This is a genomic window from Pseudomonas sp. E315, from assembly GCF_055406205.1.
The window spans coordinates 105,029-125,186 of the sequence record NZ_JBUZPJ010000014.1 but is presented as its reverse complement, the minus strand read 5'-3'; the positions used below and the strand labels follow the sequence as shown (position 1 = coordinate 125,186).

The following is a 20,158-nucleotide window of genomic DNA, read 5'->3' as shown; positions in this document are numbered from 1 at the left end:
TTTGATCTTGAAAGATCGCAGCCTTCGCCAGCGCCAACGGGGTGCGTCAGTTGTTTTTCTCGTAGACCTTGGTCAGGTCGCCGCCCAGACGAAATGTTTTGAATGGCTGCATTGCCCGTTTCATCTCAAGCACCTGCGGGGCGCAGGTGTAGAGGGTGCAGAACGGTTCTAACCACGCGAATTTGGCGTCCACTTTCAGGTCAGTCATGTCCTGTTTTTCACCGTTTTTAGCGTTGAATTGATCCGGGTCTTTGACGCCGTTGAGCACACGTTCGCCCAAGCGTTTTAACGCCGCGTTGTTTTCGTTACGCACATCCACACCGTTGACCTGCGCAAAACTGGCAATCATTGCCAACGGCGCCAAGGCGTAGTTGTGGTAGGCGAGGGCGCGTTGCTGGCGCTTGAGTTCGTTGGGTAAAAAGCCCTGTGCATCGACCTGATTGGCGCCCACCTTGAACTCTTTGATCGACCAGTCGAACAGGTCACGGCGGTTGGTGGCGATGGACGTTGCCATCACCGACCAGGCGGCCCAGTACGAGTGGTTGTTGGTTTTTTCCAGCGCCAGATTGTCCCAGTCGCTGACCACTTGATCGGCCATGCGGCTGAACCAAGCTTCGATCTCTTTGGCTTGTTGCGGGTGCTGCGCCAGAGGTTGGGACTCAGAAAATTTCAAGCGGATATAAGACGAGGCCATGCTGCCCAATGCCCATTTGCGCATCGACTTGCCGGTGTGGTTGAAGTCCTTGCTCATCAGCGCATTGGCGTTTGCCCACGCGGTGAGCCAGCTCAGGGTGCAATCAAGTTGCTCCGGGCGGCCATCACGCATGAACTGCATGACGCGTTTGCTGGTGCCGCGCTCCAGTGTGGTGATGCCTGCGGTGGCGTCGCGGAAGGCTTTTTCAGACACCACATTGAGCGTCGAGCGGGCTTTGTCCGAGCCTTCGTACTTACTGCGAAACTCCAGCTTGTCGGTGTACGGTGCGGGCATTGCCTCGCAGTCACTTTTAAAGTCGCCGGTTTTAAACGCTTCAACAGGCGCGTAATAGCCTTGGGGCGGACGCAAGGGCGCGGCGGCATGGGCGGCGCTGGCAAACATGGCCAGCCCGAGCAGCGTTGGCGCCAATAACATGCGTACGTTAATCGGTGCAGTGGGCATCAGATACCTCATCGTCCGGCCTGCGCGTTGAGCTGCGCAGAGGTGGGGAATACGTTGCGTGTGCAGATTTTTGCTTCGACTTTCTGTGCATCACCGGCGTCTTCGGGGCCCTGAATTTCAATGGCCAGCAAGTTTTGGCTGGCCCAGTCTTCATCGGTGCGTAGCTCAAAAGCGAAACGCCCATCGGTGTCAGAAGTGGTCGGTTTGTCGATCTTCAGATCTTCGTGGCGACCATTCATGTACCAGAGAGTGGCTTGCAGGGTTTTCACTGACGGGTCGGCGAAGCGGATGTCGATTTGGTGGTTGGCGTTGCGCAGGTCTTTGTTGCTGCTGTTGACCAACATCTGATTGGTGCCTGGCTTGAGCGTTGTGTTGCTGCTCAACAGCGCAGGTTTGCCTTCGCAGCCGTTGTCCAGCAGGGCCATCATTTGGCGGTAGATGGTTTCCTGGTCGAGGCGATACAGCGGCGAGAATTCCCAGATCAGCACTTTTGGCGGCGTTTTGTGAAACTCTTCGCTGCCCAGATACTGCAACATTGAGCCTTCCAGACCACCGCCCGGGAACGCGACGTTGAGCACATCGGCGCCAATGTATTGCTCCAGAAAACCCGCAAAGTTGTAGTTCTTGCCGCTGTGGCTGGTGCCCACCAACGTGATTTGCGGGTTGCCCGAGTCGCTGAACAGGTCGCCGTCGCCCGCTTCACCTTTAGGCTCGGTGCTGAACTGATCCATGTATTGCACCGCGTAACTGGTGCCGCACAGTTGCCCGGCCATGTTGTGCAGGGTGCCGGTCTTGCCCATGCGCCCTGTGATTTTGGTCTCGAACTCGCGCTGCGGAATATCAGCAAAGCCGGGGACTTTTTTTACCGTCTCGGCCACGATTTTGGCGGTGCGTTCAGCGCCATACGGCGTCCAGTGTTGATCGCCCCGAAAGTAAAAGTCGTGGGCGCTGTCGCCCTTGGTATCAGGCTCATTGGTCAGCGGCGACAAGTCCGGTACGTAGTAGCCCATCTTGGCGAAGCGAGCGAGCATGGTCTGATAGTTTTTTAAGGCGCTGTCGTAGTCGAACTTTTCGCGCTCTGCGGGCATTAACTTGTTGCGATTGACCAGCCCGCGCGTCGGTTGATACACCACCACCAGTTCCACACCTTTGCTTTTGAACGCATCGTGCAACTGCTGCATGCGTTTGTAGCCTGCGGGCGTGGTGTCAAATTCGGTGCGCAAGTCTTCTTGGGTACGAAACAACCAGTCGCCTTCGGCTTGCACCAGCGTGGTGAAGTTTTGCTGATAACGCGTGGTGTAGTTTTTTGCGTCGTGGGCTTCGGGGCACAGGTTGCAGCACGGTTCGGCGCTGAAAGCGGGCGCTTGAATTTCATCGGCCTGCACACCGGCGCTGGCGGCGAGGATGGCTGCGGTCAGGCCCGAAAGGCTCAACAACTTGATCAAATGGGGGGGCATAACAGTCATCCTCAGTTGCGCAATTCGGTCTGGCGTTCAACGGGGTCGATCAGCACCGCTTTTTGCTGGCGCACCATCAAGTCGAGAATTTCGTCCTGACGCTCGCCCAAAATGCCGTTAAAACTGATGCCGCTGGATTTGGTCGGGGCCAGCATCGAGACTCGGTACAGCTCAATACTCAGCGGCGAATCAATGGCCAGCGGGCCGCTGCCGTTTCCGGCCAGTTCACCGCCCACCACAATCAGCGACACTTGGGCATCGAACGGGTCCAGGTCGATATCGCGGTCGGTGTCGGTGAGGTCTTTGATGTGGCCGTACACGCCGGTCAGGCCGTTGGCCATCGCAATGTTTTCGTACAGGCGGATGTTGACGCTGTTACGCACACGAATACCGTGACGCCGGTTGTTGATCACCTTGTTGCCCCACAGCAGGTTATTGCCGCTCTCGTAGAGGGTGATGCCGTCGGTGTGGTTTTGGTAAATCTGGTTATCGGCGATCAAGTTGTTGACGCTGTTTCGGTCAATGACCAGGCCGGACAATCTGTTGTCATGGCTGCGGTTGTTGAAGATGAAACTGTCGTTCACCTCACGAGAAATAATGATCCCGTGTTTTTTTTGGGTGCCGAACACGTCGTTGTCGGCAATGATCAGCCCGTGGGAGCGGTCGTGGGGGTCGATGCCGTAGACGATGTTGTCGCGGTAAGTGTTGCCCTTGACTACGAAGTCGCGGGTCTCATAGCAGTAAAAGCCGTACCACATGTCCGAGAACTCAGAGCCCACGATCCAGCCGGTGGGTTCGTCGCGCTTGACCACTTTGGCCATGTTGGGCGTGTACTGCGAAATGCTCACCCCATACGACTTACTGTTGGCGTAGCCGAAACTCGCCATCTTGCTGTTGACGATGTACGTCTGGGTGCCGCCCCATGACAGCAGAAATGGGCGAAATTCTTTTGCGTCGCGAAACGTCGCCGGGCCATTGGCTTTCTCGCGCCAGCCGGTGACGCGGGTATCGCGCACAAACAGTTGGCCGTCGTTGATTAAAAACGAGCCCGCTTCCTGAGACAGCCGCAGCTCTTGGGTGCTGCTGTCGATTTCCAGAATGCCCGTGTGCCCGACCACAATCGGTAAACGTGCCAAGTACACGCCCGGCGCGGTTTCATTGAAGTACTGCTTGGGCAGGCGCTTGGCCAGATCTTTGAGGTTCACATAGCCGTCGTCGATAAAAATCGCCTGCGGGATGCCTCCTTGGCGCACCACCCATTCGGCCATTTTGTTGTCGCCGCCGATGAAGTCTTTGAGTGCGTTTTCTTGCATCATGCGCCGCACGCTGACCTTGCCTGCGGTCGTGCGCACGATTTTGGCCGCAGCCGCTTGCGCCGTGTAACCCGACAGATCGGGCAGTGCCGGCTTGGGGATTTTCAATGGTGCAGTCGGCGCGGTGGTGACGGTGTAAGTTTTGGCTTGTTGCAACTCTTTGGCCACGCTTGGTTTTACCGGCTCGGCGCTAGCAAAGGTGGCGCAGCTGGCCAGCAGCAGCGCGCCAGCCAGCAGGCTGATCGCGCCTTTATGGGCAGGATGATTCATGTCACGCACTCCCGTCGGCGTTGTCATCAGAAGCGCCAAATCACGTCAACAAACGCGCGGTGCATGTAGGAATCCACGCCTTTGCCGTAGGCATCACCGGGCTTGAACACGCCGCCACGAAAGCGCACCAGCGCAGAGGGCTCATCAATGGATTGGCTGAGTGCAGCTGGCAGCAGGCCTTGCTTGAAGTACTTGGTGACCACCAGATCCATTTCTTGGCCCAGATCTTTTTTGCCATCGAGCAGGGGCAGCGAAGCGCTGGACATCAGGCCGCTGGTAGGGTCTTCGTTGTTTTGCACGGCATTGATGCCGCTGGTGCCGATGGCCTTGTTGCCATCCACTCGCCAGAACTTGTGATAGACCAAAGAGGCGTCGTAGTCGTCGTGCAGCTGCCACGAGCCGAACAGGCTGGCGCTCTGGATGTTTTGCATCTCGCCACGAAATGCTTCACCAAAACGATGCACCCGCGAGCGCGTGCCGGTGTAGTTGGAGCGATTGCTCTCAAGGCCAGTTTGTTGGTAGTTGGCGCTGGCCCGCGAATACGCGCCGCCCACTTGCCAGTTCGGATCGAGGCGTAAACGAACGCCCAAATCCGTGGCCCAACCGTTCACATCGTCGCTGCTTTTAGCGCCTGCGAGGTTGCGCCCGTCCACGCTTGAGGTGGCGAGCTTGTCACGCTTGCCGCTCATGCCGGTGACGCTGGCCCAGTAATTCACTGTGTTGGTGTTGCGGTAGTTGTAGGCATCGCTGTTGGCTTCGATGCCGAGCCAGGTCAGGTCGCCGTTTTGGGTTTTATCCAAGGCGTCGACTTCTTCGCCCTGATGCTTGAGCGAGCCATCGTCATGGCTGTGATGGGCGCGCAGGCCAACCCACTGACCGGGCGTCCACTGTGCCGATACATCGCCATACACATGCAGGCGGTCTTTGTCTTCAGGCGCCAGTTCTGTGAGGTCGGTTCGGTATTCGCTGAAGCGTTCGGCAGCGCCCAGATTGGCCTTCAGCAGCGTGGCGTCAAAGGTCCAGTTCAGGGCTTCGATGTTGGTGTCGCGCCACAGGCCGTCGTCGTTGCGCAGGCGCTGGCGCCCGAGTTTCAGTTGCTCGCCGGGGTAGGCGGTAAAGCCTTTGTAGCCAACCCAGAACTCGCGCAGCGCCAAGTAGCTTTTGTCTTGTTTGCGCGCATCGCTGCCGTTGTTGGACTGCTCGACATCAGACTGTTGCAGAGTGTCGGTTTCAATAATGTCGCTGGAGGTGACCGCTTGCCCCATCGCGTAGGCGCTCCAGTTGCCGCGCTCGCCATACACCCACGGGCGCAGGTCGAGGCCGATACCGTTTACGTCGCCGCCATCGCGGGTGCCCAGGTCGCGGTCGTCTTCCGATTGCGCAGTGATTTTGGTTTCGAGGCCGAAATTTTTTTCATCGGTCAGGGCTGCCAGCGTCGGGCATGACCACAGCAGGGCGAAGGTCAGGCCGATCCCGGCTTTGACAAAAGGATTCAGGGTCATAGGGCTTCCTCGCCGGGTTCTTCTTCCAGCGTCTGCATGGTCAAGGCGTTCTGGCTCAGAGTGGCGCGCAGGGCTTGTTCTTTTTGCAGCAGACGCTGAGCGCCAGCGCGTTGCTCGGCGGGCAGTTGCTCATCGAGTTGGGCGGCCAGTGCATTGGCTTGCGGGGTGTTTTGCAGCTTGGCCAGTTGGCCAAACACGTAAGCGTTCATCGCATTGGGTTGCGTGCCCTTGCCTTGGGAGAACAACTGCGCAATGGCAAAGTCAGCGCTGTTCTGGCCGTTTCGTGCTGCTTTTAGCAAGTGATCGAGGGCTTTTTGCGGGTACACCTGCCCCAAATAACCGCGGCGGTAGAGTTGGCCGAGGTAGTAATCGGCGGCCACTTCCTTGTCCACGGCTTGCTGAAAATGTGCCTCGGCCTTTTGCGCATCCGGGGTCAGCCATTTGCCGTCGTAATACAGCTTGCCCAGCAACAATTGAGCGCGGGGCTGATCGGCGGCGCGACCGTTGTTCAGGTACTCCTGCAACTGCGTCACATCACCTTGATCGGGGAAGTCGTAAAGCAACTGCGCCAAGCTGACCCATGACGCGGGGTAGCCGGGTGCGATGTTTTCCAGCAGGGCTTTGGCGGTCACCGGGTCGGGCGTGCCCACGGTCGAGTCCGCCAGCACGCGGGCCACGCCATCCACTTTTTGTGCGGATGCCATGCCGCGACGGTAAGCACTTTGCAGTTGCTCGATCAGCTTGGCCTGTTGCTCGGTGTTGCCCTGTTTTTGGTACACCGTGGCCAGTTCGACATAGCAACTGTCATTGCTGGCGAGCGCTTGCTTGCAGATGGACTCAACGTCATCCAAATGCTGATCGTAGGTGCCTTGCATGCGATACAAGGCAATTTGTGCCAGCCCGGCCTGAGGGTAACCATTTGCACGCCATTCACTGATTTGCTGCTGGGCGTTGATCTCAGGAAAGTGCTGCGGGTGTTGCAAATACAACATCGCCAACGGCGTCAGGCTGCTGACGTCGCCACTGGCAAAAGCTTGCTTGAGCAAGGTGTGTGCTTCTTGCAACTGGGCATCACTGGCATCGGGCTTAGCAGCGAGCAGGCGGCCCAAGCGGGCTTGAGCACGGGGCGACGTTTTTGCGGCCGCGCGGTATGTGGCCTCCGCCTTTTTCAAGTGTTCGGCGTCGCGGCTTTCCATCCAGATGTCGGCCAGCCCGACCTGAGCTTCGGAGTAGCCCAGATCGGCCAGCGCCTGATAGTTTTGTTGCGCGGTGACCGTGTCGCCGCGCTTCAAGGCTTCATTGGCCAAACGCTGATCGGGCAGGCCAGAGCAACCGGCGAGCGCGATGGCCAGCAGGCACAGCGCTGGGCCTTGTAGTCGCTGCCGAAGGCTGCGATCGGGCGCGAAGCAGCCATAAGCCTGAAAAAATACGTTGTCCGATTTGCGAGCGCTGTGCACTCGATCGCCGCCTTCGGCAGCGACTACAAGGCGTGAGTTCTTCATGCTTACAAACCCGCCGCCATAGCTTTGTCGATCAGCCAGTTCATGGACGGGCCACGGTCGCTGCTGACTTCAACCGGGCGACCTGCCAAGGCGCTGTCCAGCGGGGCATCAGGTTTGATTTGCACGCGAATGTCAGAAGACAAGTCGTCGCTGTTGAGGCTGGTGCTGCTGACGATCTTGCCGCTGCGCAGCGCGTCTTCACCCGCGACCTGAAAGTTCACGCGGGTGCCCGGCAATACGTCACCAAACTGGCGATAGCTGAAGCGGGCAGCGATGTTGGCTTCACTGTTGCGGGGCACCAACTTGAAAATCACATCACCCTTGCTGGCGTATTGACCATTGGCGACCACTTGCTCAGCCACCAGGCAGTCACACGGCGAGGTCAGGGTGCCGGTCATTTGCTTGCCAAACAGGGTTTCGATGTTGGCCGGTTGCAGCTGGTTTTCGTCCAGATGCCCTTTGATCACGTCAAGCATGCTGGTGCTGAACGTCGCAATCGGCGCACCGTTGGCGGCCAGGTTGTCGTCTTTGACCAAGCTCTGCACTGTGCCGTCGCGGGGCATGGTGATGTTCATGCCGGGCACGCTGACCAACGCCGATTGAGCGTGAGTGACGAAGTACAGGCCGTACACCGATTTGACGATAAAGCCGAACGCGACCAAACCGACCACAAACACTCCTGCACTGACCACCACCGCCTTCATGCGCGCGAAAGGGCTCATGCCGCTGCCGCCATCCTTGACCTTGCGCGCCTTGGTGAAGTTGTCGCGTTGCAGGGTGGCAAGCACTTCGCCCAGGGTCACGATGTCGCCGCTCAGGTGCGAGGTAATCAGGTGGCGCAGGGTGGCAATGTCTTGCAGGTCAAGGTTTTGAAACTGGCAACCCACGCGGCCAGTCTGGCGGTCGGCATTGCGCACCAACAGGTCGACATCCATCGCAAGGCCCAGGTTGTCGATCACAAACTGCAAACGGCCTTTGAGCACATCACCGACCTTGAACGTCTGGTTGGCGGCGTTAAAGCTCAGGCCGCCGGCCGACAGGTCAATGATGTTGACTTGCATCGGTGTACGGTCATTGCCGGCAAAGCGCAGTTTGGCCGGGATTTTGACCCGCGCATGTTGGCGCTGGGCTTCGGATTCGTGAACAACGTTGGCGTTTACTTGAGTATTCATAAGGTCTTGTTCCTGGTTAATTCGATCGAGTCGGGTCAGACCATCGTCAGCAGCACGGCAACGAAAATGCTGCCGGCCGAGAAGGTCATGGTTCGAGACGACCAGGTGTTGAACCAACGTTGAAAGCTGGCCAGATCACGGGTCAATTTGGTGTCCTGACGGGTCCAGGATTGTTGGTCGAGGCGGAAGAACACATAAATCTTCACCAGCGCACCGACGATCTGGTTGTAATAAAGAATCAGTGGGTAAGCCGGGCCGATGCGGTGGCCGGAACACGCCAGCAGCAGGGTCAAAATCAAACGTGTGATGCCGATCCACAGCAGGTAGGCGATCAAAAAGGTGATGCCGTATTTGAAGCTGGCGATCAGGGCAACGGTCAGGCCCAACAGCGAAGTCCACATGGACACGCGCTGGTCGAACAACACCACGCTGGTGAACAGGCCCAAACGCTTGACGCCCAGCCCCAGTGCACGGGCGTTCTGGCGCAGGTTGTTGCCATACCAGCGGAACATCAGCTTGCGGCTGGCTTTGATAAAGCTTTTTTCAGGCGGGTGCTCGACCGTGTGAATGGCGGCGTCAGGTACGTAAAAAGTGTCGTACCCCAAGCGCATCAAACTGAACCAGCTGGACTTGTCGTCGCCGGTCAAAAACTTGAAGCGGCCCAGACGCCAGTGCTGCAACGAATCGCTTTCTACATCGGCGATAAAGTCCGGGTCGGTCACCACGTTGGCGCGAAACACCGACATGCGCCCAGTCATGGTCAACACGCGTTTGGACAAGGCCATCGAGCACATGTTGATGTGGCGTTGGGCGAAGCGCAGTTTGTGCCACTCGCTCATGATGTAGCCGCCGCGCACTTCGCAAAACTCGTTGGTGGTCAGGCCGCCGACATTGCCGAACAGCTGAAACCACGGCACGGTTTTGCGCACCACGCCTTGGGCGAGCACAGTGTCGCCGTCAATTACGGCCACCACGGCGCGCTCATCGGGCAGGTGGCGGGAGATGGCGCGAAAACCGTAGGCCAATCCATCGCGCTTGCCAGTGCCGGGAATACGCACGAAATCGAGTTTTACGCGGTCAGGCGGGTTCAGGCGTTCCCACAGGCTTTTGACGAGCAACTCATCGGACATTTCAACCAGTGAACAGACCACGGTGGTCGGCAGGTTGCAGTCGATGGCTTCGCGGATGACTGAGCTGTACACCTGCGCGGTGGTCAGGGCGTCGATGCGAAAACTGGTCACCATCAAAAACACATGGGACGGGTCGGCAGCCTTGCCCAGCTTGCGCACTTTGCGCCGCAGGTGCGGGTACACCACATACAAAAACAGCATGCCGCGCAAGAAGTGCGTGGCACCCATTGAGTAGCGCCAGATACCCACGGCGCCAATCAAGAAAATAAAGTTTTTCGACTCGGCATCGAAGGTCGATGTGGGCAATGCCAGGGCGAGCCCCATCAACAGTGTTAGGTAAAACAGCCAACCGGCGGCTTGAAGAAGGCCGTGTTTTAGCCTGAGCATAATCAGTATCCAAATAGGTTCTGCACGCCCTTGTAGGGGCGAGCTTGCTCGCGATTCAGACAACCTGAGTTGTCTGAATCACCGCGGTGATGCCATCGCGAGCAAGCTCGCTCCTACAAGGGACGGTGTTGTTACCAGCAAATGCCTTCGGTGCGGCCTTCGGTGCAGGTGGCTTTGGACATGAAGCCCACCAGGTCGATGACCTGTTTGCCGTGGGGAGCGTTTTGCGCAAGGGCGCGGAACTTCTCGTCCCGGTTGCCGAGGATGATCACGTCGCTGTTGTTGATCACCGAGTCGAAGTCCGAGTTGAGCAGGGACGAGACGTGGGGGATTTTTGATTCGATGTAGTCTTTGTTTGAACCATGCACGCGAGCGTATTCAACGTTGGTGTCGTAGATGCTCAGGTCAAAGCCCTTGCCGATCAGCATTTCGGCCAGTTCTACCAGTGGGCTTTCGCGCAGATCGTCGGTGCCGGCCTTGAAGCTCAAACCCAGTAGCGCGACTTTGCGCTTGTCGTGGCTGGCCACAATGTTGAATGCGTTTTGCACTTGCGACACGTTACTGCGCATCAGCGAGTTGAGCAGCGGCGCTTCCACGTCAAGGGAGCCGGCGCGGTAGGTCAGGGCGCGCACGTCTTTTGGCAGGCACGAACCGCCGAACGCGAAACCCGGACGCATGTAGTACTGCGACAGGTTGAGGGTTTTGTCTTGGCAGACCACGTCCATCACTTCACGGCCATCAACGCCTACAGCTTTGGCGATGTTGCCGATTTCGTTGGCGAAGGTCACTTTGGTGGCGTGCCACACGTTGCAGGTGTACTTGATCATTTCGGCCACTTCGATGGCCTTGCGAATGATCGGAGCGTCGAGTTCTTCGTACAACGACTGCAACACATCACCCGAGGCTTTATCGAACTCACCAATTACGGTCATTGGCGGCTGGTCGTAGTCGGCGATAGCTGTGCTTTCACGCAGGAACTCAGGGTTAACGGCTACACCGAAATCGACGCCCGCCTTTTTGCCCGAGCACGCTTCGAGCAGCGGGATCACCACGTTTTTCACGGTGCCCGGCAACACCGTGCTGCGCACCACGATGGTGTGGCGTGAGGTTTTATCGCGCAGTACGGCGCCAATTTCGCGACACACCGCTTCGATGTAATTGAGTTCCAGATCGCCGTTTTTCTTGCTGGGCGTGCCGACGCAAATCATCGACAAATCGCTTTCGCGAATGGCCGAAGCAAAGTTGGTTGTGCCGCGCAGACGGCCAGTTTGGATACCTTGGGCCAGCAACTCGCCAAGGCCCGGTTCAACGATGGGCGACTTGCCGAGATTGATCAGGTCGATCTTGTCCTGGGAGATATCCACGCCAATGACTTCATGGCCACGAGCGGACAAACAACCAGCGCACACAGCGCCGACGTAACCCAAACCAAATATGCTGATGCGCATCGCAATTACCTCTGTCTTGTATAGGCCATTAATTGACCGGACTTAAAGTGTGGGCGCACTTGGAACTACGGCGCATACAAAGCCGCAATGCCAGGTGCAGGCATCGTTAAGTTTTAAGTTGTAGGGAGTTGCACTTTTAAAGTGCAGCTCATCATTGTCAGTAAGGCGTGTCAGATGATGGGGACGGCCTTGGGGTGGGCGCATGGCGCCGCGTTGTATCTGTTTTTATGCCTTTTAAAACAAAGGGTTATAGCTGTTGTTCGATCACCTTTGCATGGGCTTGTCTGGCTCGGATAAAACCTGAAGTTGGTCTTATCGTTGTAAGTGATATCTTACAAACTCTGTAAGAATCGTTACGGGTTGTATGAGCGGTGGTTCTGAACATAGTTCCAGTCCGTTTATCTCGTTTTCGCCGAATCTCACGAATATGTAAAAAGATGGCACTGGTTCCAAATTGATAGCACTTAAGGTTTCGGCCTTTAGTTACAGGTAGTTCATCCGGGTGGATAGTTAATTGCCACTATCTATAAAAAAATTAGGTGCCACTATGAAAAAAAGTCACATTTGTCGAGTGAATTTATGTTCACAGATATGTATCCGTGCTTTTTTGTGTGCCAGATGTTTGGCGATTTTGGCGTGGGATGTGAAGAAGGTCACAACGCGACGCGCCCTCAGTCAGGCTGAGGGGCGTCAAAAAGGCGGGGGTTATTCGGGGGCGTGGTCGCGCAAAAAGACCAAGAGGTCAGGCTTGGATTGCTCGGCGCTAAAGTAGTAGCCCTGATCGTCAAATTGCTTGAGCTGCTCGGGGGTGTTGATGCGCTCTTTGATCACAAACCGGCTCATCATGCCGCGGGCTTTTTTGGCGTAAAAGCTGATGATTTTGTGCTGGCCGTTTTTCAGGTCTTTGAATTCGGTATTGATGATGCGGGCGTTGAGGTCCGACTTTTTGACTGCCGAAAAGTATTCATTGGACGCCAGATTCAGCAGCACATCATCGCCTTGTTCGGCCAAGGCTTGGTTCAGCCATTCGCTGATGCGCGTGCCCCAAAAGGCGTAAAGGTCTTTACCGCGGGCGTTGGCCAGTTTGGTGCCCATTTCAAGGCGATACGGCATCATCAAGTCCAGCGGGCGCAACAGGCCGTAGAGCCCGGAGAGCATGCGCAGATGAGTTTGTGCGTAGTCAAAATCGGCTTCGCTGAAATCTACGGCATTGAGGCCGGTGTACACGTCGCCCTTGAACGCCAGCAATGCTTGCTTGGCATTTTCGGGGGTGAAGGCCGGGGTCCAACTGCCGAAGCGGGCTGCGTTAAGGCCGGACAGCTTGTCGGACAAGTGCATCAGCTCGCCAATCTGTTGCGGGCTCAGTTCGCGTAATTGCTCGATCAGCGTCTGGGAATGATCCAGATATTGCGGCTGGGTGAAGCGCTGGGTGGCCGGCGGCGTTTCGTAGTCGAGGGTTTTAGCGGGTGAAATCACCATCAGCATGGGGTCGTCTCCTTTAAGCGTGGTGGGATTCTAGGGGGTTGGGCGGTTTGACTCCACCTATGAAGCTGATAGGGCCGGTGAGAGGGTGTTTGAAAAATCAAAAGATCGCAGCCTGCGCCAGCGCCTACGCGGTGGGGTTATAGTGCGCACAGTTTTTATAAGGAGATTGATCCGTGCGCATTGCTCTTTTGTTGTCGGCCTGGCTGGTGTGTCTGGGCGCAGTCGCAGCGCCCAATGAGCCGGCGACGCTGGATCGCAGCACCTGGCCTGAGCAGTTGATTAGCCCGGCGCTATTTGATGTGGCTTCTCGCGCTGAAATTCTGACGTTCGCCCATGCCTTGTTGGGCAGTGAAGCGCTGGATGAAACCGCGCTCAAGCAGCGACTGGGCCTAAAAATCATCAATATGGATGCCATTGATACCGTTCGTCAGCGCATGTGGCAGCGGTTGTTGGTCAATTACAATTTTGCCCAGCAAAGCTGCGGTCAAGACGCCTCGTTTTGTTATTACGTCGATGGCATGGACAGCTTGCGCGAACAGGCGGGCAAGTTCGAAATCGCCGATGACTCGTTTTACGTGGCGTGGGCTGAGCCCAGCCGTGAGTTTCACCGACGGTATCTGGATGAGCAATTGCGGCTGGCAGCGTTGTTTCCGCAAATCAGCAGCGAGATTGAGTTGTTCGGCGATCAGGAATTCAATGGCGACGGCATGAATGACCGGCTGTTTATGCTGACCTTCGACAGCGGCCCGACCCAATTGCCGGGCACCACCGATTGGTTGACGGACTATTTGCGCAAACAGTCCATGAGCGCGACGTTCTTTGTGTTGGGCACCAGCGTGCAGGCGCGTCTGGACAAAGGGTCTGATCAGGCGGTGCAGGCGTTGTACAAAGGGCAATGCGTGGGTGTGCAGGGTTGGGAGTACCGTTCGCACAGCCACTGGAAGGATTGGCAAGACTCGATCATGCGCAGCACGGCGCTGGTCAAGCAGGTGCTGGCGCAGCGTTATGTGCCCTTGTTTCGGCCGCCTTATGGGCAGCGGCGGGCTGACAGTGGCGCGTTTTTCACGTCTCAGGGTTTGCAGGTAGCGCTGTGGGATATCGACTCTCAGGACATGGCGAGCAGCCTGACGGCCGAGCAATCAGCACAGCGGGTGTTGACCCTGATGTTGCTGTGGCGTCACGGCGTAATTGCCCTGCACGACACGCAAGACAAGGTGCGCACGGTGTTGCCTTGGCTGCTCAAGGCGACCGCGCAAAGTGGGTTGGGATGGCAAGACTGTGCGGCGTTTAAGTAGTAAATGCGCAGTGTTGGGCTTGGATGTAAGCGCGAGCGTGCTCGCGATAGGGCTTGATAAAACGCCCCTTTAGATCGCGATCTACCAAGTAGGGCGTTCAAATCTGATTAAGGTTGATCATTTAGCCTAGTTGTCGTTTGGCAATGCGCCAAGGCAGCTCGTCAGTCAAAAAAATAAATTCAAAAATACTTTTTTTTGTCACACGTTTAGGAGTATTACGAAGACAGACCGCCGAAACCTGCAACACAGGTGGCGTCTTCCAAGACCCATCGGGCAGGGCATTCATCTGAACTTGGGCAGGTGAATTCGGCAGTCACTTCGAGGCGCAGCACTGTTGTGGTATTGCGTCGAATGGCTCCCACAAAGGTGACCGAGTATGGATGATCACGGACGCACTCCTTCTTCCAACCAGCCAATCCTTTATGTACTCGATACCAACGTTCTGATTCACGATCCCAATGCGTTGCTCAATTTTGAGGAACACCACGTCACGATTCCGATGACGGTGCTTGAAGAACTCGACAAACTTAAAACCGGCAAGCTGCTGGTGGCTGCAGAATGCCGCCAGGCGATTCGTTTGATTGATCAGACCCTTGGTGCGGCATCGCCTGAAGATGTCGAGCAGGGCGTGCCTATTCAGCGAGGCAAAAGCGGGCCTAAAGGCTTTCTGTCGATTTTGATGAACAAGCGCAGAGAGCCCAATGCGCTGCTCCCCGAAAATCTCAACGACAACATCATCATAAATCAGTTGATTGACCTGCACGCCCACGACCCTAAACGGCGGGTGGTGCTGGTCACTAAAGACATCAACATGCGGCTCAAGGCGCGCGCATGCGGGATTGAGTCCGAAGACTACAGCACCGACCAACTGGTGGATGACGTGTCGATGCTGTCGCGCGGCTATCACACCATGACCGGCTCGTTTTGGGACAGGGTCAGCAAGGTTGAGACCCGTCAGGGACATGGCCGCACCTGGCATCAAGTGCAAATGATCGACAACCTGCCATCGGTGCATATCAACGAATTCATCATCGACGAGCAGGGGTTTGTAGGCTGGATCAAGGAGGTTCGTAAAGACCATTTGCTGATCCTCGACATGCACCAAGAGCCGTTGCTGCATCAGGAAGCTTGGGGGTTAAAACCCCGGGACATTTATCAGGGGCTGGCGCTGTTTGCCTTGCTGGATCCCGATATTCATCTGGTCAATCTGTCGGGTGCGGCGGGCTCGGGTAAAACCATTCTGGCGCTGGCGGCCGCCATTGAACAAACCATGGTCAGCAAGCGTTACCGGCGCATTATCTGTACCCGTAGCGTGCAAGGGCTGGATCAGGAAATCGGCTTCTTGCCGGGCACCGAAGCCGAGAAGATGGAGCCTTGGTTGGGGGCGATCACGGACAACCTTGAAGCCCTGCACATGGATGACGAAAGCACCCACGGCAGTGTCGACTACATCCTGAGCAAGGTGCCGTTGCAGTTCAAATCCCTGAACTACATTCGGGGCCGTAGCTTCCAGCAAAGCTTGATCTTGATTGATGAGTGCCAAAACCTGACGCCGCACCAGATGAAAACCATCATCACCCGTGCGGGGGCCGGTTCTAAAGTGGTGTGCCTGGGCAACCTGGCACAGATTGATACGCCTTACCTGTCGGCCACCAGTTCGGGGCTGACCTACCTGACGGAGCGTTTCAAAGACTTTCCCAATGGTGTTCACATTGCCCTGCAAGGGGTGCCACGCTCGATTCTGGCCGAATACGCTGAGTCGCATCTGTAATGTCTGACCCGGGCGGCCTTGAGCCGCCCGGTTGCATTTTTGACCTTAGTGATTAGTCACCGCGTGCCGCCTGGAGATCAGCGTGTAAATCGACGGCAGCACAAACAGCGTAAACAACGTCCCGACCACCATGCCCACCACGATCACAATGCCCAGACCAAAACGGCTGTTGGCCCCGGCACCACTGGCGAACAGCAGCGGCACCAAACCAACCACCATCGCAGCGGTGGTCATCAAAACCGGGCGCAACCGCAGGCAAGCCGAGCGAATGATGGCGTGAGCCGGGGAATAGCCGTGGCTCATTTGCAGTTCGTTGGCGAACTCGACCATCAAAATCCCGTGTTTACTGATTAGCCCAATCAAGGTCACCAAGCCGATCTGGGTGTAGATGTTGAGCGTGGCCCAGCCCAGCGCCAGCGGTATCAAGGCCCCACAAATCGACAGCGGCACGGTAATCAGAATGATCAGCGGGTCGCGCAGGCTTTCGTACTGCGCGGCCAGCACCATGTAAATCACGATGATGGCGAGCAGAAAAATCAGCATCAGTGCATTGCCTTCCTGGATAAACTGGCGCGAATCAGACTGCCAGTCATGGCTGAAGCTGGCGGGCAGTTGCTCGCTTTGCTTCGCCAAAAAGGCCACGGCCTGCCCAAGGCTGACACCCGGTGCCGGTATGCCTTGAAAGGTGGCCGAATTTTGTTGATTGAACTGTTTGAGGCGGTTGGGCTGGATGTCGCTGTGCAGGCTGACCACTGTTGCAAGCGGAACTTGCACGCCCTGGTCGGTGCTCACGTAAAAGCCGTTCAGCGCGCTCGGGCTCAGGCGTTGACTGGCCTGGGTTTGAGCGATGACGTCATACGAGCGTCCCTGCATACCAAATCGGTTGGTGTAATTTTCGCCCACCAGTACCGCCAGAGTGCTGGCGATGTCCTGCATGCGAATCCCCAAACTGTTGGCTTTGTTGCGGTCAATCCGAACTTCGGTCACCGGGTTGTTGAAGTCCAGATCACTGTCGACCACGGCGAACAAGCCGCTGGCGCGAGCCTGCCTTTTGATGTCTTGCATGGTCTGAAACAGCGACCGATAGTCTTCGGTGCTACGAATCACGAGCTGCACCGGCAAGCCGCCGGTAGAGGCTGGCAACGCGGGCATCTGGAATACGAAGATGGAATTGCCTTCTACGGCGTCGACTTTTTGTTGCAGTTCGCTCTGAACGTGCGCAGCACCGCGCTCGCGTTTGCTCCAGTCGGTGAAGTTGACCCCGGCAAAACTGGCCGCTACGCCGTCGGTGCCGTTGATGATCCAGGTGCTTGAGGCTTCTGGGAGGGCTGCCATCAGCTCGCTCAGTTGGTAGGCATAACGTTCAACAAAGTCGAGGTTGGCGTGTTGCGGGGACTTGATGGCCAACAGCAAGTTGCCTTGGTCTTCGTTGGGGGCCAGTTCTTTGTCGGCCTGCCCGTAGAGCAACGGCAAACTGAGCAACACCAGCACACCGAAAACCAACACGGCGCCGCGCCCGCGCAGTGACAGCACCAAGCCGCGTTGATAGCGGCGTGACAAACGGTGGAAGAAACGCTCGGCCATCAGGCCCATGCGCCCTTCATTTTGGCCGGCGGGTAATAACTTCGCGCACATCACCGGGGTCAAGGTCAGGGCAATAACCCCCGACACCAGCACCGCACCGGCCAAGGTCAGGGCAAATTCCTTGAACAGCGCACCGGTCAGGCCGCTCATTAAGCCGATGGGCATGTACACGGCGGCCAGCGTGATGGTCATGGCGATTACCGGCGAGGCGATTTCTCGCGCCCCGATCAACGCCGCCTGCAGCGGGGCCGAGCCGTCCTTGATGTGGCGGTGAATGTTTTCGGTGACGACGATGGCATCGTCCACCACCAAACCGATGGCCAGCACCATTGCCAGCAGGGTCAGCAAGTTGATGCTAAAGCCAAACAGGGTCATCAATGCCAATGCGCCGAGTATCGACAGCGGAATGCTGAGAATCGGGATCATCACGGTGCGCCACGAGCCCAGGCACAGAAAGATGATCACCACCACAATCAAAATGGCTTCGAGCAGGGTTTGGATCACTTCCACAATTGAGGCTTCAATAAAGTGCGCGGTTTCGAACGCCAGTGCGACTTCAACCCCCGGTGGCAGGGTTTTTTGGATGTCGGGCAATAAGCGTTTAATGCCGCCGACGATCAACAGCGGGTTGCCCTTTGGGGTGGCGTACACACCCAGATGCACGGCGGGTTTGGCGTTCATCAGGGCGCTGGTTTCGTATGCCGCCGAGCCCAGTTCAATGTCGGCAATGTCACGCAGGCGCAGCAAATGGTCTGCGCGATTGCTGATGACCATGTCACGAAATTCTTCAAGGCTTGTCAGGTCGCTGTTGACCTGAATCGAAGAGACCACGTATTGGCCTTTGATTTGGCCGGGCGCGGCCTGAACGTTATTGGCGCGAATGGCCTGCTCAACCTGATCGGCGCTGATGCCGTGGCCAGCCATGCGCTGCGGATCAAGCCAAAGGCGCATTGCCAGTCGCTGGCCGCCAAAAGCTTCGACCTTGGCCACGCCCTCGATCGTGGCGAACAGTGGCTGCACCACGCGACTCAAGTAATCACTTAAGGCGGCTGCCGATAATGTATTGCTGGTAAAGCCTACATACGCCACGGCGGTGGAGTCGCCTGCCGAGCGCTCGATCACAGGGTCGTAAGCGTGCTCTGGCAGGCGGTATTTAACCTGATTGACCTTGGCGATGACCTCGCTTAACGCCTTGGCCGAGTCTTGGTTCAGCGCCATGCGCAAGGTAATCACGCTGTGACCTTGCACGGACGACGAGCTGACGTAGTCAACACCTTCTACCGAGGCCAGCGACTGGTTGATGGGTTGGGTAATAAAGCCCTGCATCAGTTCGGCTGGCGCGCCGGGGTAATCGGTGTTGACGGTAATCACCGAACTTTCCAGCAGTGGGTATTGGCGCACCGGCAAGTCCATAAAGGCTTTGAGCCCGGCCAGCAGAATCATCAAGCTCACGACCAGCGCGAGCACAGGGCGATGGACAAAAAGATCAGTGAATTTCACTCGGTGGCTCCTGCGTCAAGGTGCCATTGGCCGGTGGCGGCAGCGTCCAAAGCGCTCTGCTGCGTGGGCTCGACACGGGCGCCATCACTGAGTTTTATTTGGCCTGAGGTCACGACCTGATCACCCATCGTCAGCCCTTGTTCGATCACCACCCAGCCATCTCGGCGATCACCGGTTTTGACTGAAACCCGGCGCACGGTCGGTGCGTTGTTAGCGTTGTTGACGGGTTGCACCACGTACACATCTTCGCCGTAGGCGCTGTAAGTCACGGCGGTTTGCGGCAGGCTCAAGGTGTTTTCAGGCAACGCTTGAGGCAAACGCACTTTGGCGAACATGCGTGGCAATGCGGCGCTGGGCGGATGCTGCAAGTGCGCTTGAACGCTCAAGGTGCGTGAGCGATCAAGGAAGGGGTCGATGCTGCTGACCACAGCGGTCAAAGGTTGATGGGGCAGGGCGTCGAGTTCGATGTGCAAATTACTGCCCGTGCGAAATTGGCTCAGGGCTTGTTCCGGCACACTGAAATTGACGTACAACCCCTTGTTGCCCATCAGGTTGATCAAGGTGTCGCCGGGGTTCACGTATTGGCCCACATGCACTTTACGAATGCCCAAGGTTCCGGCGAAGGGCGCGCGAATAGTGCGTTGTTCGATGCGGGCCATCAGTTCCTGTAGCGCACCGCGTGCCGTGGTGTATTGAGCTTGAGCATCGTCCAGAGTTTCGCGAGAAATAGCCTTTGAGCTGATCAGTTTTTTCAGGCGCTCAAGGCGTACCCGCGTGTTGGCGAGTTGGCCCTGCAAGTGAACCAACTGGCCGCGTTCGGGGGCATCGTTGAGCCGTACCAGCACTTGCCCACGCTCGACGATTTGCCCGGACTGAATGGGCAACTCAACAATGCGCCCGCCAATTTCAGCCGGGACGCTGACTTCTTCAATCGCCTCCAGCTCGCCGATGGCTTCTACATAGCGCGTGAAGGGCTGGTTGCTGACAGGGGCCACGGCCACTTTGATGGGGGCCGCCACATAGGTAACGGGCGCGGGTTGTTGCCAGCGCCAAAAGGCCCATGCGGCGCACAGTAGGGCCAAGCCTAAAAGCGCGTATAAAACGTGGCGTGAGTTAAGCTTGCTCGCGTGACGCGCTGTTTGGGTGGGTCGTTTGGCTTCAAGCATGCAGCGCTCCCTTGGAGTTG

13 protein-coding genes are annotated in these 20,158 nt (G+C 57.1%); 2 read left to right on the top strand and 11 right to left on the bottom strand.

Annotation, left to right across the window (positions count from 1 at the left end):
• Positions 1-46: 46 nt before the first annotated feature.
• The 9 genes from ACZRJQ_RS18350 to yaaA all read right to left on the bottom strand — a co-directional run bounded on the left by ACZRJQ_RS18350 (position 47) and on the right by yaaA (position 12,822).
• Positions 47-1,156, bottom strand: a complete 1,110-nt coding sequence (locus ACZRJQ_RS18350) for a mannuronate-specific alginate lyase (RefSeq protein ID WP_463979749.1) — start codon at positions 1,154-1,156, stop codon at positions 47-49.
• Positions 1,157-1,164: 8 nt separating this feature from the next.
• Entirely contained in the window at positions 1,165-2,613 is a 1,449-nt protein-coding gene (locus tag ACZRJQ_RS18345; RefSeq protein ID WP_463979748.1) for an alginate O-acetyltransferase, read from the bottom strand.
• A gap of 11 nt (positions 2,614-2,624) precedes the next feature.
• Entirely contained in the window at positions 2,625-4,196 is a 1,572-nt protein-coding gene (algG, locus tag ACZRJQ_RS18340; RefSeq protein WP_463979747.1) for a mannuronan 5-epimerase AlgG, read from the bottom strand.
• Positions 4,197-4,222: 26 nt separating this feature from the next.
• Positions 4,223-5,698, bottom strand: a complete 1,476-nt coding sequence (locus ACZRJQ_RS18335; RefSeq protein ID WP_463979746.1) for an alginate export family protein — start codon at positions 5,696-5,698, stop codon at positions 4,223-4,225.
• Positions 5,695-7,200, bottom strand: a complete 1,506-nt coding sequence (algK, locus tag ACZRJQ_RS18330; protein WP_463979745.1) for an alginate biosynthesis TPR repeat lipoprotein AlgK — start codon at positions 7,198-7,200, stop codon at positions 5,695-5,697. The genes ACZRJQ_RS18335 and algK overlap by 4 nt, the downstream gene beginning before the upstream one ends.
• A 2-nt stretch (positions 7,201-7,202) precedes the next feature.
• Positions 7,203-8,372 carry a PilZ domain-containing protein gene (locus tag ACZRJQ_RS18325; RefSeq protein ID WP_463979744.1) on the bottom strand — a complete coding sequence of 390 codons (1,170 nt, stop codon included), beginning with the start codon at positions 8,370-8,372 and terminating at the stop codon, positions 7,203-7,205.
• Between the two features lie 35 nt (positions 8,373-8,407).
• A complete protein-coding gene (gene alg8 / locus ACZRJQ_RS18320; RefSeq protein WP_463979743.1) occupies positions 8,408-9,889 on the bottom strand; it encodes a mannuronan synthase in 1,482 nt (493 codons plus the stop codon).
• A 131-nt stretch (positions 9,890-10,020) separates the two neighbouring features.
• Positions 10,021-11,337, bottom strand: coding sequence for a nucleotide sugar dehydrogenase (locus tag ACZRJQ_RS18315; RefSeq protein ID WP_463979742.1), 1,317 nt, complete (start codon positions 11,335-11,337; stop codon positions 10,021-10,023).
• Positions 11,338-12,042: 705 nt separating this feature from the next.
• Positions 12,043-12,822 (bottom strand): peroxide stress protein YaaA, encoded by a 780-nt coding sequence (yaaA, locus tag ACZRJQ_RS18310; protein WP_463979741.1) that lies wholly within the window; start codon positions 12,820-12,822, stop codon positions 12,043-12,045.
• A gap of 173 nt (positions 12,823-12,995) precedes the next feature.
• On the opposite strand from yaaA, the gene ACZRJQ_RS18305 reads away from it, so the two are divergent.
• Together ACZRJQ_RS18305 and ACZRJQ_RS18300 are read left to right on the top strand one after the other, a co-directional pair.
• Positions 12,996-14,117: a polysaccharide deacetylase family protein gene (locus tag ACZRJQ_RS18305; protein WP_463979740.1), complete on the top strand. Its 1,122-nt coding sequence runs from the start codon at positions 12,996-12,998 to the stop codon at positions 14,115-14,117.
• Positions 14,118-14,493: 376 nt separating this feature from the next.
• Positions 14,494-15,888 carry a PhoH family protein gene (locus ACZRJQ_RS18300; RefSeq protein ID WP_463979739.1) on the top strand — a complete coding sequence of 465 codons (1,395 nt, stop codon included), beginning with the start codon at positions 14,494-14,496 and terminating at the stop codon, positions 15,886-15,888.
• Between the two features lie 45 nt (positions 15,889-15,933).
• On the opposite strand, the gene ACZRJQ_RS18295 is transcribed toward ACZRJQ_RS18300, so the two are convergent.
• The gene (locus ACZRJQ_RS18295) at positions 15,934-18,972 is read right to left on the bottom strand and encodes a MexW/MexI family multidrug efflux RND transporter permease subunit (RefSeq protein ID WP_463979738.1); all 3,039 of its coding nucleotides are present in this window, start codon (positions 18,970-18,972) and stop codon (positions 15,934-15,936) included.
• A complete protein-coding gene (locus ACZRJQ_RS18290) occupies positions 18,969-20,138 on the bottom strand; it encodes an efflux RND transporter periplasmic adaptor subunit (protein WP_463979737.1) in 1,170 nt (389 codons plus the stop codon). Before ACZRJQ_RS18290 ends, ACZRJQ_RS18295 begins: the two co-directional genes overlap by 4 nt.
• Positions 20,139-20,158: the final 20 nt, after the last annotated feature.